The 14,609-nt window shown below is 65.9% G+C and carries 13 protein-coding genes; 11 read left to right on the forward strand and 2 right to left on the reverse strand.

Annotation, left to right across the window (positions count from 1 at the left end):
- Window positions 1-191: 191 nt before the first annotated feature.
- The 7 genes from D4Q52_RS25320 (at window position 192) to D4Q52_RS25350 (ending at window position 7,708) form a co-directional block, all read left to right on the forward strand.
- On the forward strand, window positions 192-575 hold the full coding sequence (locus D4Q52_RS25320) for a DUF4174 domain-containing protein (protein ID WP_119859355.1): 384 nt from the start codon (window positions 192-194) through the stop codon (window positions 573-575).
- A 305-nt stretch (window positions 576-880) separates the two neighbouring features.
- A complete protein-coding gene (locus tag D4Q52_RS25325) occupies window positions 881-1,825 on the forward strand; it encodes a family 2A encapsulin nanocompartment shell protein (RefSeq protein ID WP_119859356.1) in 945 nt (314 codons plus the stop codon).
- Window positions 1,812-3,710: a family 2A encapsulin nanocompartment cargo protein cysteine desulfurase gene (locus tag D4Q52_RS26855; RefSeq protein ID WP_119859357.1), complete on the forward strand. Its 1,899-nt coding sequence runs from the start codon at window positions 1,812-1,814 to the stop codon at window positions 3,708-3,710. The genes D4Q52_RS25325 and D4Q52_RS26855 overlap by 14 nt, the downstream gene beginning before the upstream one ends.
- 171 nt (window positions 3,711-3,881) lie before the next feature.
- Window positions 3,882-4,829 carry a serine O-acetyltransferase EpsC gene (gene epsC / locus D4Q52_RS25335; protein ID WP_119859358.1) on the forward strand — a complete coding sequence of 316 codons (948 nt, stop codon included), beginning with the start codon at window positions 3,882-3,884 and terminating at the stop codon, window positions 4,827-4,829.
- 301 nt (window positions 4,830-5,130) lie between these two features.
- Window positions 5,131-6,249: a methionine ABC transporter ATP-binding protein gene (locus tag D4Q52_RS25340; protein WP_182915445.1), complete on the forward strand. Its 1,119-nt coding sequence runs from the start codon at window positions 5,131-5,133 to the stop codon at window positions 6,247-6,249.
- Window positions 6,239-6,904: a methionine ABC transporter permease gene (locus D4Q52_RS25345; RefSeq protein ID WP_119859360.1), complete on the forward strand. Its 666-nt coding sequence runs from the start codon at window positions 6,239-6,241 to the stop codon at window positions 6,902-6,904. Before D4Q52_RS25340 ends, D4Q52_RS25345 begins: the two co-directional genes overlap by 11 nt.
- Before the next feature lie 30 nt (window positions 6,905-6,934).
- Window positions 6,935-7,708: a MetQ/NlpA family ABC transporter substrate-binding protein gene (locus tag D4Q52_RS25350; protein ID WP_119859361.1), complete on the forward strand. Its 774-nt coding sequence runs from the start codon at window positions 6,935-6,937 to the stop codon at window positions 7,706-7,708.
- Window positions 7,709-8,006: 298 nt separating this feature from the next.
- On the opposite strand, the gene D4Q52_RS25355 is transcribed toward D4Q52_RS25350, so the two are convergent.
- Window positions 8,007-8,669 carry a TetR/AcrR family transcriptional regulator gene (locus D4Q52_RS25355; protein ID WP_119859362.1) on the reverse strand — a complete coding sequence of 221 codons (663 nt, stop codon included), beginning with the start codon at window positions 8,667-8,669 and terminating at the stop codon, window positions 8,007-8,009.
- Between the two features lie 236 nt (window positions 8,670-8,905).
- Here D4Q52_RS25355 and D4Q52_RS25360 point away from each other — a divergent pair, with 236 nt between their 5' ends.
- Together D4Q52_RS25360 and D4Q52_RS25365 are read left to right on the forward strand one after the other, a co-directional pair.
- Entirely contained in the window at window positions 8,906-10,138 is a 1,233-nt protein-coding gene (locus D4Q52_RS25360) for an acyl-CoA dehydrogenase family protein (protein WP_119859363.1), read from the forward strand.
- Between the two features lie 168 nt (window positions 10,139-10,306).
- Window positions 10,307-11,356 carry a phosphotransferase family protein gene (locus D4Q52_RS25365; protein WP_119859364.1) on the forward strand — a complete coding sequence of 350 codons (1,050 nt, stop codon included), beginning with the start codon at window positions 10,307-10,309 and terminating at the stop codon, window positions 11,354-11,356.
- A gap of 417 nt (window positions 11,357-11,773) precedes the next feature.
- Here D4Q52_RS25365 and D4Q52_RS25370 read toward each other — a convergent pair whose 3' ends face one another.
- Window positions 11,774-12,559 carry an SDR family NAD(P)-dependent oxidoreductase gene (locus tag D4Q52_RS25370; protein ID WP_119859365.1) on the reverse strand — a complete coding sequence of 262 codons (786 nt, stop codon included), beginning with the start codon at window positions 12,557-12,559 and terminating at the stop codon, window positions 11,774-11,776.
- Window positions 12,560-12,711: 152 nt separating this feature from the next.
- Here D4Q52_RS25370 and D4Q52_RS25375 point away from each other — a divergent pair, with 152 nt between their 5' ends.
- Both D4Q52_RS25375 and D4Q52_RS25380 read left to right on the forward strand, forming a co-directional pair.
- On the forward strand, window positions 12,712-13,467 hold the full coding sequence (locus tag D4Q52_RS25375) for a histidine phosphatase family protein (protein WP_119859366.1): 756 nt from the start codon (window positions 12,712-12,714) through the stop codon (window positions 13,465-13,467).
- 145 nt (window positions 13,468-13,612) lie between these two features.
- On the forward strand, window positions 13,613-14,380 hold the full coding sequence (locus tag D4Q52_RS25380) for an SDR family NAD(P)-dependent oxidoreductase (RefSeq protein ID WP_119859367.1): 768 nt from the start codon (window positions 13,613-13,615) through the stop codon (window positions 14,378-14,380).
- The last annotated feature ends 229 nt before the right edge of the window (window positions 14,381-14,609 follow it).

Genomic DNA, 14,609 nt, shown 5'->3' on the forward strand with positions numbered 1-14,609 from the left:
CTCCCGTGTCCCGAAACGTTGCCAGACGCTCGGAATACAGAAGAATCAACGCCATGCGCTTTGTCCACTAAAACTAAACCGGACAGCAGTGGGACGAGCCCGGCCATGACGGAAACCGTGGATCGTTTGATCGCGTTCAAGGTTACCGAAAGGGCGCCGGAGGGGCCGAGACGCATCTTCGGAATTTTGCGATGGCGCTGCTGGCCGGCACGATGATGTTGACCGGCCGCAGCGAGGCATCGCCATTGGACGACTTCCGCTGGAAAAACCGAGTGCTTGTTATCGTGGCGCCCGCCGGCGATGCCGCCGCGGAGCGGCAGCGCCAAATCTATCAGGCGGCAGCGTCCGGCATGTCCGAGCGCGCGATCATTCTGCGCGAGGCCGTTGGCGACAATGATCCCGCCCGTCAAATGCGATCCCACCTGTCCGCTGACGGCCAACGCTTTCAGGTTTTCCTGATCGGCAAGGACGGCCACACCGCGCTGGCATCGAACCAGCCGCTGTCGGCTGACTATCTGTTCGGCAAGGTCGACGCGATGCCGATGCGGCGCGACGAGATGCGGAGTGCGCGCTGACCGTGTCATGATTTGGCTTCGCGACCGCAGGGTAACGCAATACTATGCGCCGAAAGAACGATAGAGAAATTAACTAGCAATGCATTCTCCAGTGTGGCTCATCTGAAAAATGTAGTGCTAACAGCAACCGCTCCGTCAGCATCGACGAGTTGATCGTTACTCTACGTAGAATTCCATTCTCCACCTCGCCGAAATAATCGAACGTCCCCGACGTGGACTCGATCCAAATCTTCTCTTAATCCGCTTGTTAGTTCCAAGCGAACCGCGCGCGTCAACGACGATGCGCGTGCAAGGGAAGAGAGCAGATGGCTGATGATACCGAAGTCCGCAGGACACTCGCGGAAGGCGCAGCGCGCCAGCTTGCCAACGCCACCAAGACTCGTGCGCAATGGGGCGGCATCTCGCCGCGCTGGCTGGTGCCGCTGCTGCACTGGACCCCTGTCGAAGCTGGTATCTTTCGCCTGAACCGCGTCAAGGAAACCCGCGGCGCGACCGCGTCGGCATCGTTCGACGTCGAGTGCAGCCCGCGCCGCGACCGCGATCCGGATCTGCCGGAGACCTTCGTCGACTACGAGGAGCATCCGCGTGAGTACTTCCTCAACGCCGTCACCACCGTGCTGGACGTGCAGACCCGCGTATCGGATCTCTACAGCCATCCGTTCGACCAGATCCAGGAGCAGCTCCGGCTGCTGATCGAGAAGGTCAAGGAGCGGCAGGAGAGCGAGCTGATCAACAACGCCGAATACGGCCTACTCGCCAACACCGCGCCGTCGCAGCGGATTGCGACGCGCCGCGGCCCGCCGACGCCGGACGATCTCGACGAGCTGATTACCAAGGTGTGGAAGGAGCCGGCGTTCTTCCTGGCGCATCCGCGCGCGATCGCGGCGTTCGGCCGCGAATGCACCCGGCGCGGCGTGCCGCCGCCGACCATCAATCTGTTCGGCTCGCCGTTCCTGACCTGGCGCGGGCTGCCGCTGGTGCCGTCCGACAAGGTGCCGGTCGATGAGAACGGCCGCACCAAGATCCTGCTGCTGCGCACCGGCGAGAAGAAGCAGGGCGTGGTCGGGCTGTTCCAGCCCGGCGTGCCGGGCGAGGTCGCGCCGAGCCTGTCGGTGCGCTTCATGGGCATCAACCGCAAGGCGATCGCGTCCTATCTGATCTCGCTGTATTGCTCGCTCGCAGTGCTGACCGAAGACGCGCTCGGCGTGCTCGATGACGTCGAACTCGGCAAGTATCATGAGTACGCCTGAGGTGCCGGCGCCGCATCCCGGGATCGCCGGCGCGCCTGATGCCGGCACCATTGCACGGCTGGCGAATGCGTTGTTCTCGGCGCTGCCGACCGGCGCCGTGCCGGAGCCGGGCGCTGCGCTCGGCTCCGCGCCGCTGTTTGTCGCCGAGCCGTTGCAAAGCGCGATCCCCGGCACGCCGCCGCTGACGCCGCCGCTGCGGCCGAACCACAATCCGGGCTCGGCGTCGCCGACGATCGGCGCGGCGCGGCCCTCGGCGCCGCTGTTCGCGCTCGATCCGAAGCTCGCCGCGGAGCCCGCACACGCGCCGGCCGCGCCGCTCGATCTCACGGTGCCGCTCGCGGCGACGCCGGTCGCGCCGGCGCCGGCCTCCGCGCCCGCCATCCAACCCGTGTTCGTACGGGAGACGGATCTCGCGGCTTTGCCGGGACGGCTCGGCGACGTCCGCAGCATCGTGCCGCCCGATACGGCTGGCGCGGGCCCGTTCGGCGCGAGCGCGGCAGCCGCATCTGCGCCGTTGTATTTCCTCGCCGACAATCCGCTGGCGCGTGTGACCCCCGCCGCCGCGCCGACGGCCGTGCCGCGCGCGGAGACGTTCGATCTCGCAGGGCTCGCGACCCAGCATCGCACCGATGTGCATGTGCTCGATCGGTCGGGTGCGCGCCCGTTCGACGCGCATGTGTTCAAGCGCGACTTTCCGATCCTGCAGGAGACGGTGAACGGCCGGCCGCTGGTCTGGCTCGACAACGGCGCCACCACGCAGAAGCCGCAATGCGTGATCGACCGGCTCGCGCACTTCTACAAGCACGAGAACTCCAACATCCACCGCGCCGCCCACACGCTGGCGGCGCGCTCGACCGACGCCTATGAGGCGGCGCGGGAGAAGGTCCGCGCGTTCATCAACGCGCCGTCGGTGAAGGACATCGTGTTCGTGCGCGGCGCCACCGAGGCGATCAACCTGGCGGCGCAGGCCTGGGGCCGCCGGAATATCGGCGAGGGCGACGAGATCGTCGTCTCGCATCTCGAGCACCACGCCAACATCGTGCCGTGGCAGCAGCTCGCCGCCGAGAAGGGCGCCAGGCTGCGCGTCGCGCCGGTCGACGATCACGGCCAGATCCTGCTCGACGAATACGAGAAACTGCTCGGGCCGAAGACGAAGATCGTGGCATTCACGCAGGTGTCGAACGCGCTCGGCACGATCACGCCGGTCGCCGAGATGACCGCGCTGGCGCATCGCCACGGCGCCAGAGTGCTGGTCGACGGCGCCCAGGGCATCTGCCATTTGCCGGTCGACGTCCAGACGCTGGACGTCGATTTCTACGCCTTCTCCGGCCACAAGATGTTCGCGCCCACCGGCGTCGGCGTGCTGTACGGCAAGGCCGACGTGCTGGAGGCGATGCCGCCGTGGCAGGGCGGCGGCAACATGATCGCCGACGTCACCTTCGAGAAGACCATCTTCCAGGGGCCGCCGGATCGCTTCGAAGCCGGCACCGGCAACATCGCCGACGCCGTCGGGCTCGGCGCCGCGATCGATTATCTCAGCCGCATCGGCATGGCCAACGTCGCCGCGCACGAGCACGAGCTCTTGGCCTACGGCACCGAGCAACTGCTCACCGTGCCGGGGCTTAAGTTGATCGGCACCGCCAAGGAGAAGGCCGGCATCCTGTCCTTCGTGCTGGACGGCTGCCGCAGCGAGGACGTCGGCAAGGCGCTCGACCGCGAAGGCATCGCGGTGCGCGCCGGCCACCACTGCGCCCAGCCAATCCTGCGCCGCTTCGGCCTGGAAAGCACGGTCCGCCCGTCGCTGGCGCTTTACAACACGCATGATGACATCGACGCGCTGGTCGATGCGCTGCGGCGGTTGCAGAGCGGGCGGGGCGTGAAGTGAGGATGAAGGGGCGTTAGTAGGACGAAATAGTCACCAAGCTCGTCATTGCGAGCGCAGCGAAGCAATCCAGCTCCGTGCACTACGCTGGATTGCTTCGTCGCTTCGCTCCTCGCAATGACGGGGAGAGCTTATCACTCGTCGCTTCACAACGAACTCACCGGAGCCGCCCGCATGCCGCAATCCGCCGAGCCCCGTGTCGCTTCTGAACCTGCATGGGACCTCGGCGCGATCGTCGCCGATCTGGCGGGACTCCGCGCGCTGTCGCAGCGCCGGCGCTATCGCGGGCGGCCGTTGCCGGAGCTGCCGTCGCGCGAGGCGGTGGCCGGCGTACTTCAGGATCTGGTCGCGGCGCTGTATCCGCGGCATTTCGGGCCGAACGGCCTGTCGGAGGACACGCTCGACGTATTTGTCGCCGACACCATCGAGCAGGCGCTGCGCCGGCTGCGGCGTGAGGTGCGACGCGAACTCCGGCTGACCGATCTCGACGGCGCCGCCAAGCCGGGCGAGATCGATAGGCAGGCGCTGACGATCGTCGCCGACTTCGCCCACGATCTGCCGCGCATCCGCGCGCTGCTCGACAGCGACATCCGCGCCGCGTTCGACGGCGATCCGGCCGCCAAGAGCATCGACGAGGTGGTGTTCTGCTATCCGGGCGTCGCGGCGATGATCCGGCATCGGCTGGCGCATCGGCTGTATGCGCTCGGCGTGCCGATGCTGGCGCGGATCGTCGCCGAGATCGCGCATGCCGAGACCGGCATCGACATCCACCCCGGCGCCATCATCGGCGAGAGCTTCTTCATCGATCACGGCACCGGCGTGGTGATCGGCGAGACCGCGCGGATCGGCCGCCGCGTGCGGCTGTATCAGGCGGTGACGCTCGGCGCCAAGCGCTTCGAGACCGACGAGCACGGCCGTATCGTCAAGGGCGGCGACCGCCACCCGATCCTCGAGGACGACGTGGTGATCTACGCCGGCGCCACCGTGCTCGGCCGCGTCACGATCGGGCAGGGCGCGCAAGTCGGCGGCGGCGTCTGGCTGACCCGCAGCGTCCCGCCGGGCAGCGTCATCACCCAGGCCAAGCCGGTCGCCGACTCGTTCGAGAGCGGCGGCGGGATCTGAAGCGACGCCGCATTTCGCACCCTCACGAGTTCCGTCATGGCCGGGCTTGTCCCGGCCATCCACGCCTTTTCTGCATTTGCTTCGGCAAGGCGTGGATGCCCGGCACAAGGCCGGGCATGACGCGCGGGGAAATTGCCGTTGGAGAATTTATTTCTTCGGAGGTTCTCCGAAATAGAGGAGCTCTATCGGCTTAACGATACAATTCCCGCCCGCCGTTGTTTTTATTCTCCGCGCATTGCACCGCAGCAGCCTTGACGGTACCCGATACACAACGCCGTCGCGGTGACGGCATCTTTCGCTGATGAGCACCCCCGTCATGAATGCCCCCTGGCAGCCGCCCGCGCCAGACCGTTTGGTCTCCTCTTCGACATCCGAGACCGGCATCCTGATCGATCGCGTCCGCAAGGTGTATGCGGCGCGCAAGAGCAGCGCCGAGGTGGTGGCGCTCGACGACATCAGCCTCACGGTGCCGAAAGGCTCGATCCTCGGCGTGATCGGCCGCAGCGGCGCCGGCAAGTCGACGCTGATCCGGCTGATCAACGGCCTCGATCGGCCGACCAGCGGCCGCGTCGTGGTCAACGGCGTCGAGATCACATCGCTGAGCGAGCGCGAGCTGCGCGGCGCGCGGCGCTCGATCGGCATGGTGTTTCAGCATTTCAATCTGCTGTCGTCGCGCACTGCTTACGGCAACGTCGCGCTGCCGCTCGAAATCGCCGGCGTGCCCAAGGCCGAGATCGACAAGCGCGTGCTGCCGCTGCTCGACATGGTCGGGCTCGCCGACAAGCGCGACCGCTATCCAGCTGAACTCTCGGGCGGGCAGAAGCAGCGCGTCGGCATCGCCCGCGCGCTCGCCACCGAGCCGTCGGTGCTGCTGTCGGACGAAGCCACCTCGGCGCTCGATCCGGAAACCACCGACCAGATTCTCGAGCTGCTGAAGCAGATCAATCGCGACCTGCGTCTCACCATCCTGTTCATCACCCACGAGATGGCGGTGGTGAAGGCGCTGGCAGACCGCGTCGCGGTGATCGAAGGCGGCCGTATCGTCGAGGACGGCGCCACCTTCGACGTGTTCGCCACCCCGCGCCACGAAGTCACCCGCCGGTTCGTGTCGTCCGTCACCGGCAGCGGCGCGCCGGACTGGTTGCTCGAGAAGCTGCTGCCGACTGAGCCCCCGGGCGGGCAGGGGGTGCTGCGCATCACCTTCAAGGGCAGCGACGCCAATCAGCCGCTGCTGTCGCGGGTGACGCGCGAGCTCGGCGTCGATCTCAACATTCTGTCCGGCCAGGTCGAGATGATCGCCGGCCATCCGTTCGGCACGCTGATCGTGTCGCTTGACGCTGCACCGGACGTGCTGCGCCAGGTGATCGCGCAGCTGTCGGCCGGCAACAATCTGGTGGAGCAGCTCGGCTATGTCGCCTGAACTCATACGCATGATCTGGTCGTCGTTGCTCGACACGCTGGCGATGGTCGGGCTGTCCGGCTTGTTCGGCACGCTGATCGGCCTGCCGCTCGGCGTCTTCCTCGCCACCAGCCGTTCGGGCGAATTGTTCGCCGCGCCGGTCGCCAATCGCGTCATCGGCGTGATCGTCAACGCGACGCGCTCGACGCCGTTCATCATTCTGGTGGTGGCGATCGTGCCGCTGACGCGGCTGTTGGTCGGCACCTCGATCGGCACCGCGGCGGCGACCGTGCCGCTGACCATCGCCGCGATCCCGTTCATCGCTCGCGTCATCGAGGCGGCGATCCGCGAGGTCGACCACGGCTTGATCGAAGCCGCGCGCGCATTCGGCGCCAGCCCGCTGCAGATCGTGCGCAAGGTGCTGCTGCCCGAGGCAATGCCGGCGGTGATCATGGCGCTGACGCTGACGCTGGTCAGTCTGCTCGGCTATTCGGCGATGGTCGGCGCGGTCGGCGGCGGCGGGCTCGGCGATCTCGGCATCCGCTACGGCTATCAGCGCTTCATGCCGGAAGTGATGCTGACGGTGGTGCTGGTGCTGATCGCGCTGGTGCAGGGCGTGCAGACGCTCGGCGACACGCTGGCGCGCAAGCTCGACCGCCGCAGCCGCCGGTCCTGATCCTTTTCAAACGTCACGAGGAGTTTGTCGATGCGTCGTCTTGCCGTCTCGCTGATCGCGCTGGCTTTCGCCGGCGCCGCCCATGCCGAAACCATCCGGGTCGGCGTCACCGCCGGTCCGCACGCCGAGATCCTCGACGTGGTCAAGAAGGTCGCGGCCGAGCGCGGCCTCGACGTCAAGCCGATCGAATTCACCGACTACGTGGTGCCGAACCAGGCACTGGTGCAGAAGGAGCTGGAGGCCAACTCGTTCCAGCACGAGCCGTATCTGAAGAACCAGATCTCCAAGACCAACTGGAAGATCGTCAAGGTCGCCAACACCATCGCGTCGCCGCAGGGCGTCTATTCGAAGAAGTATAAGACGCTCGCCGAGCTGCCGCAGGGCGCCACCGTGGCGATCGCCAACGACCCGTCGAACGGCGCGCGCGGCCTGCTGATCCTGGCGCTGCACGGCGCCATCAAGCTGAAAGACGGCGTCGGCGCCACCGCCAGCGTCGCCGACATCACCGACAATCCGAAGAAGCTGAAATTCGTCGAACTCGACGCCGCCCAATTGCCGCGCTCGCTGCAGGACGTCGACCTCGTCTCGATCAACAACAACTACGCGGTGCAAGCCGGCCTCAACCCTGCCAAGGACGCCATCGCCCGCGAAGACGTTGAAGGCCCTTGGGTCAACATCATCGCGGTGCGCGAAGAAGACAAGGACAAGCCCTGGGTCAAGCAGTTGATCGAGGCGTATCACTCTGATCCGGTCAAGCAATTCGTCGAGACGCGGTTCAAGGGCACGTATATTCCGGCGTGGTGAGGGGACACCCCCACGCGGTCATTGCGAGCACTCGGACGGCGCTTCGCGCCGTCCGAGCATCGGCTCCGCGAAGCAATCCGGTGCAGTGCACCGCGCCTGGATTGCTTCGTCGCTGCGCTCCTCGCAATGACGGAGAGGCAATCCCCTTCGTCATGGCCGGGCTTGTCCCGGCCATCCACGCCTTTCCTGCATTTCCGTCAGCAAGGCGTGGATGCCCGGCACAAGGCCGGGCATGACGGGGAGGGTAAGTGCGCAATCGGGAAGTTCTTGATCGGGCGGGCCGGCAGGCGTAGAGCGCCTACCGTCCCGGCCGCGCCGCCATCTTCTCGTCTTCCGCCGTGCCCGCCGTCAGCGCCAGCGCCGCGACGCTGACGACGCGGTCGATGACGCCATCGACGTCGTCGAGGTCGCATTTGCCTTCGGAGAGGCGGAGCAGGCGTTCGCTGTCGCGCACGGTTTGCTGCGCCATGGCGAGCGCGAAGTGCAGGCCCCAATAGATGTCGGCGTCGGGCTTGCCGGGGAGGGCGCGGCGCAGCGCCGCGGCGAATTTGCGCAAGTGATCGATCTCGCGGTTCTTGATCTTGCGGATCGGCGCGATGGTTTCGATCGAGGCGCGGATCATGAACCGCGCCGAGTCCGAGCGCTCGCTCTCGGGGCCGAGACAGCCGCGTAGCGAAGGCCCGACTAGCGCGCGCAGGATCTCTTCCACCGGCGCGCGGCCGCCGCCGGCCGCTTCCGCCGTCTTCAGCAGCTTGAGCCGCTCGCGGTTGGTGACGATCGACCGCGTCACGAACAGCTCGGCGATCAGTTCGTCCTTGGAGCCGAAGTGATAGTTCACCGCGGCGAGGTTGACGCCCGCCGCCGCGACGATGTCGCGCAGCGTCACTTCGCCGAAGCCGCGCTCGGCATACAGCCGCTCGGCGGCCAGAAGGATCGCGGTGCGTGTGGTGTCGGCGGCCATGCCATCCCGTGGAAAAACGTCGACCTTGCAATTCAAACAGCCGTATGAAACTATCGTTTCATGGCCGGAAGTCAATGCGCGAACGCGCGGGACTTGCGGCAGCCCGCCAGTCCGGCCGCGGCGTGCGCCTGGGGCGCCGCCGGGGGCTGGGCGAAATGCCTTGCGGAAGGCGAGGCGGCGGAGAGACAGTGCCGGCAACCATGTCGGCCAACAGCTTGGAAAAAGAGGATCGCCTGATGGATTTCACGATGTCCGATCGCCAGCGTGAATGGCTGGAACGCGTCACCGCCTTCATGAACACGCATGTCCGCCCGGCGGTGCCGATCTACAACAAGCAGGACGCCGAGGGTGAGCGCTGGAAGGTGATCCCGATTCTCGAAGAGCTGAAGGCGAAAGCCAAGGCCGAGGGTCTGTGGAACCTGTTCATGCCGCCGTCCTCGCACGAGGACGACGAATTCCACGGCGCGGGGCTCACCAATCTCGAATACGCGCTGCTGTCCGAGCAGATGGGCCACATCTCCTGGGCCTCGGAAGTGTTCAACTGCTCGGCGCCGGACACCGGCAACATGGAAGTGCTGATGCGCTACGGCACCAAGGAGCAGAAGAAGCAGTGGCTTCGCCCCTTGATGAACGGCGAGATCCGCTCGGCGTTCCTGATGACCGAGCCGGCGGTGGCTTCGTCGGACGCGACCAACATCGAGACCAGCATCGTGCGCGACGGCGATCACTACGTGATCAACGGCCGCAAATGGTGGTCGTCGGGCGTCGGCGATCCGCGCTGCAAGATCGCGATCGTGATGGGCAAGACAGACTTCAATGCGGCCAAGCATCAGCAGCAGTCGCAGATCCTGGTGCCGCTCGACACCCCCGGCATCACCATCGAGAAAATGCTGCCGGTGTTCGGCTTCGATGACGCGCCGCACGGCCACGGCGTGGTGCTGATGAAAGACGTCCGGGTCCCGGCGTCGAACCTGTTGCTCGGCGAAGGCCGCGGCTTCGAGATTGCGCAGGGCCGGCTCGGTCCGGGCCGCATCCATCACTGCATGCGCACCATCGGCAAGGCCGAAGAGGCGCTGGAGAAGATGGTTCGCAGGCTGCAGTCGCGCACAGCGTTCGGCAAGAAGATCATCGAGTACTCGATCTGGGAGCAGCGCATCGCCGAGGCCCGCACCGACATCGAGATGAACCGCCTGCTGTGCCTCAAGGCCGCCGACATGATGGACAAGGTCGGCAACAAGACCGCGCAGCTCGAGATCGCGATGATCAAGGTCGCGGCGCCGAACATGGCGTTGAAGATTCTCGATAATGCGATCCAGGCGTTCGGCGGCGGCGGTGTCTCCGACGACGCCGGTGTGGCGAAGGATTACGCCCACATCCGCACGCTGCGGCTCGCCGACGGCCCGGACGAGGTGCACAACCGCGCCATCGCCCGGCTGGAGCTGAAGAAATACGCCAACACGGCGCATTGAGCTTCAGCGTCTCGCGCACGCAACAGCGTCATCGCCGGACTTGATCCGGCGATCCATCTGTCGAAAAGATGGATACCCGGGCCCAGCCCGGGTATGACTGTTTTGGCTGGTCGGAACGCGCGGCGTGGACCGTGCGAACAAGAACAAGGGAGCGTCACTTTGGTCGGGATGCGAAATGACGAAGACTACGTCGGCACCAAGCCGGTCGAGGAGCGGCATCGGGTCGACGAAGCCCGCCTCGCGGAATGGATGCAGGCGAATGTCGAGGGCTATTCTGGCCCGCTCGCGGTTCAGCAGTTCAGGGGCGGGCAGTCCAACCCGACCTACAAGCTGGTCACCCCGAACCGCTCCTACGTGATGCGGCGCAAGCCGTTCGGCAAGCTGCTGCCGTCGGCGCACGCGGTCGACCGCGAATTCAAGGTGATCGCCGCGCTCGGCAAGCAGGGCTTTCCGGTGGCGAAGGCCTACGCGCTGTGCACCGACGATGCGGTGATCGGCGTGGCGTTCTACGTCATGTCGATGGAAGAGGGCCGGGTATTCTGGGATCCGACCTTGCCGACCCAGACGCCGGAATCGCGCTGGGCGATCTTCAAGTCCAAGATCGAAACCCTGGCGCTGCTGCACAGCTACGATCCGGAGAAGATCGGCCTCGGCGACTTCGGCAAGCCGGGCAATTACTTCGCCCGCCAGATCGATCGCTGGACCAAACAGTACAAGGCCTCGGTAACCGATCCGATTCCGGAAATGGACCGGCTGATGGAATGGCTGCCGAGCACGTTGCCGCAGCAGGAGCGGGTCTCGGTGGTGCACGGCGACTACCGGCTCGACAACATGATCTTCCACGCCACCGAGCCGCGCGTGCAGGCGGTGCTCGACTGGGAGCTGTCGACGCTCGGCGATCCGATGGCCGACTTTACGTATCTGCTGATGCAGTGGTCGATGCCGGGCCTGATGGATGCCGACCTCAAGGCACTCAACCTGCCGACGCTGGAGCAGGCCTCTGACATCTACTGCAAGGCGGCGGGGATCAGCGGCATCTCCGACATGAACTGGTACCTCGCCTACAACACCTTCCGCCTTGCCGGCATTCTACAAGGCATCGCCGGCCGCGTCCGCGACGGCACCGCCGCCTCCGACAAGGCGAAGGAATCCGCCGCCCGCACCGTCCCCATGGCCAAGCTGTCCTGGGAATTCGCCCAAAAGGCCGGCGCGAAGTAAGCGTCAGGTCTCACCCCGAGCCGCAGCGCGCTCCCTCTCCCGCTTGCGGGAGAGGGCTGGGGTGAGGGCGCCGCGGGCAGTGAGTTCGCGTATAGTTCGGATTCCCACGAGCTAATCAGGATAGGGACTAAGGGCTCCGGCCAAAAAGCCCCTCGTTCGTCATTCCGGGGCGCGCAGCGAAGCTGTGCGAACCCGGAATCCATATCCCCTGGACCCGTGGTGACGCACGACGTCGCGGCCGCCAGGCTTCACATCGAACAGCCGTGGTTATGGATTCCGGGCTCACGCTCTGCTCGCGTGCCCCGGAATGACAAACGAGAGCCTCTCGGTGTTGCGGCGATGTCCAAGCGTCGCCCCGCGCCGCAGCGCGCTCCCTCTCCCGCTTGCGGGAGAGGGTTGGGGTGAGGGCGACCCGCCTCAGATCGGCTTGCCCGCATACGGCATCGATGCGGTCAGGCCGCCGTCGACCGGGAAGGCCTGGCCGTTGACGTAGGACGCTTCGTCGCTGAGCAGGAACAGGCCCATGGTGGCGAGTTCGTGCGGTTGGCCGGCGCGCTTCAGCGGGTTGAGCTGGCCGATCTTGTGATCGGTGCCGCGCTGCTTGGCGTTGTCGAACACCGGCTTGGTCATGCCAGTCTCGATCAGGCCGGGACACACGGCGTTGATCCGCACGCCGGTGCCGGACAGCGAATAGGCGGTGGTCTGCACCAGGCTGATCACGCCGGCCTTCGACGCCGCGTAGGGATGCCCAGACGCGCCGCTCTTCAGGCCCGCCACCGAGGCGGTGCAGACGATCGCGCCATGGCCCTGTTTGATGAGGTGCGGCATGCTGTGCTTGATCGCCAGGAACGGTCCGATCAGGTTGATGCGCAGGATCTCCTGCCAATGCTCCGGCGTCTGATCGGGCAGCGGCACCAGCCCGCCGCTGATGCCGGCATTGGCCCAGATGCCGTCGAGCTTGCCGTAGGCTGCGATCGCCTTGGCGACAAAGCCCTTCACATCGTCCTCGGAGCCCGCATCTGCCATCACCGCTTCGGCGGTGCCGCCGGCCTTGCGCACCAGCTCGACCGTTTCGTTGACGCCCTCGGTGCGATCGACCGCGATCAGCTGCGCGCCCTCGGCGGTGAACAGCAGCGAGGCCGCGCGGCCGATGCCGCTGCCGGCGCCGGTGATGATGACGGATTTGCCTGCGAGGCGGCCCATGCGTTGCTCCCTGCTGATCGTGCGGCGATTGCCGCTTGACGGAATTCGTTCGGCCGTTTGCGGCCGGCATCACCCCGGCGACATACAAGTGACTTGAGGCGATGCGAGGTCTGACGTACAGCGACTTGAAACTGGAATGAAGGATTTTCTGCATGTCGAATGCGCCGTCCACCAGCGACAAACCCTTCGTCGCTCAGCACTCGGTTCCGGGCGGCGTCACGGCGACGCGGTGGTGGTGGGTGCGCCACGCACCGGTGCGCAGCGATGGCGGCAACATCTACGGCCAGGTCGATATCGACTGCGACTGCAGCGACAGCGTGGTGTTCAACGCGGTCAGCCGCGTGCTGCCGAAGGACGCGGTGTGGTACGCGAGCAAACTGAAGCGCACCCACATGACCGCCGAAGCGATTTTCGCCGCCGGCTTTCCGCGGCCGCCGCTGATCACCCACGATGCCGACCTCAACGAGCAGCATCTCGGCGACTGGCAGGGCAAGAACCGCGCGGCGTTCTTTGCCAATCTGCCGGTCAATCTCGACACCTTCTGGTTCGCGCCGATCGACGAGCGCGCGCCGAATGGCGAGAGCTTCATGGATCTGTACGGGCGCACCAAGCGGGCGATCGAGCGGATCTCCGCCGCCCATCCCGGCGGCGATATCGTCGCGGTGGCGCATGGCGGCACCATCAAGGCGGCGATCGGTCTTGCGCTGCGCGACCAGCCGGATCGCGGTCTCGCCTTCACCATCGACAATTGCTCGATCACGCGGCTCGACTATATGGCGTCGTCCGACGGCCAGGAGGGATGGCGGATCCCGATGATCAACCAGCAACCCTGGATCGCCGACCCCTCCCACGCCGCGATGCATCAGCCGGCGGGGCCGGAAGTGGCGACCACGACGAAGCTCGCTTAGTTCGCAACCAAAAGCCTCTCCGTCATTGCGAGCGAAGCGAAGCAATCCAGACGTCGTGCACTGCGCTGGATTGCTTCGTCGCTTCGCTCCTCGCAATGACGGGGAGAGGTCATCGACACACAACAACTAACAACGGGAGAAACAGATGAACCTATTCGACCTCAGCGGAAAAGTCGCCGTCATCACCGGATCGTCGCGCGGCATTGGCAAGGCGATCGCCGAGCGGATGGCGGAGCACGGCGCCAAGGTGGTGATTTCGTCGCGGAAGCAGGACGCCTGCGACGCCGTCGCCAAGTCGATCAACGACGCGCACGGGGCAGGGACCGCGCTGGCGCTCGCCGCGAATATCTCCAGCAAGGACGATCTGAAGCGCCTCGCGCAGGAAGCGACCGAGAAGTTCGGCAAGATCGACGCGCTGGTCTGCAACGCGGCGTCGAACCCGTATTACGGCCCGCAGGCCGGCATCAACGACGATCAGTTCCGCAAGATTCTGGACAACAACATCGTCGCCAATCACTGGCTGATCAGCGAAGTCGTGCCGCAGATGATCAAGCGCAAGGACGGCTCGATCACCATCGTGTCGTCGATCGGCGGCCTCAAGGGCTCGACCGTGATCGGCGCCTACTGCATCTCCAAGGCGGCCGACATGCAGCTCGCCCGCAACCTCGCCTGCGAATATGGCGAGCACAACATCCGCGTGAACTGCATCGCGCCCGGCCTGATCAAGACCGACTTCGCCCGCGCGCTGTGGGAGAACCCCGAGACGCTGAAAGCCTCGACCGCCCGCTCGCCGCTGCAGCGTATCGGAGAACCCGACGAGATCGCCGGCGCCGCGATCTTCCTCGCCTCCAAGGCCGGCACCTTCACCACCGGCCAGACCATCGTCATCGACGGCGGCGCGACGATCAGCTGACGTGGTCGGCCCAGCCGACCACGTCATTCCGGGGCGCGCGAAGCGCGAACCCGGAATCCAGAAGTTGTAAGCAATGAGATTCCGGGTTCGCGAGCTTCGCTCGCGCCCCGGAATGACTCGCGGAGAGGCGGTGCGTCCTCGCCCCACACACCGTCATGTATGGACGGCCCCCTCTCGGCAAGAGCATTTTGGTGTTTCGGCAAATGAATCGGGGTGCGGTCATGTATAC

The organism is Rhodopseudomonas palustris (assembly GCF_003591005.1).
GTDB lineage: Bacteria > Pseudomonadota > Alphaproteobacteria > Rhizobiales > Xanthobacteraceae > Rhodopseudomonas > Rhodopseudomonas palustris_K.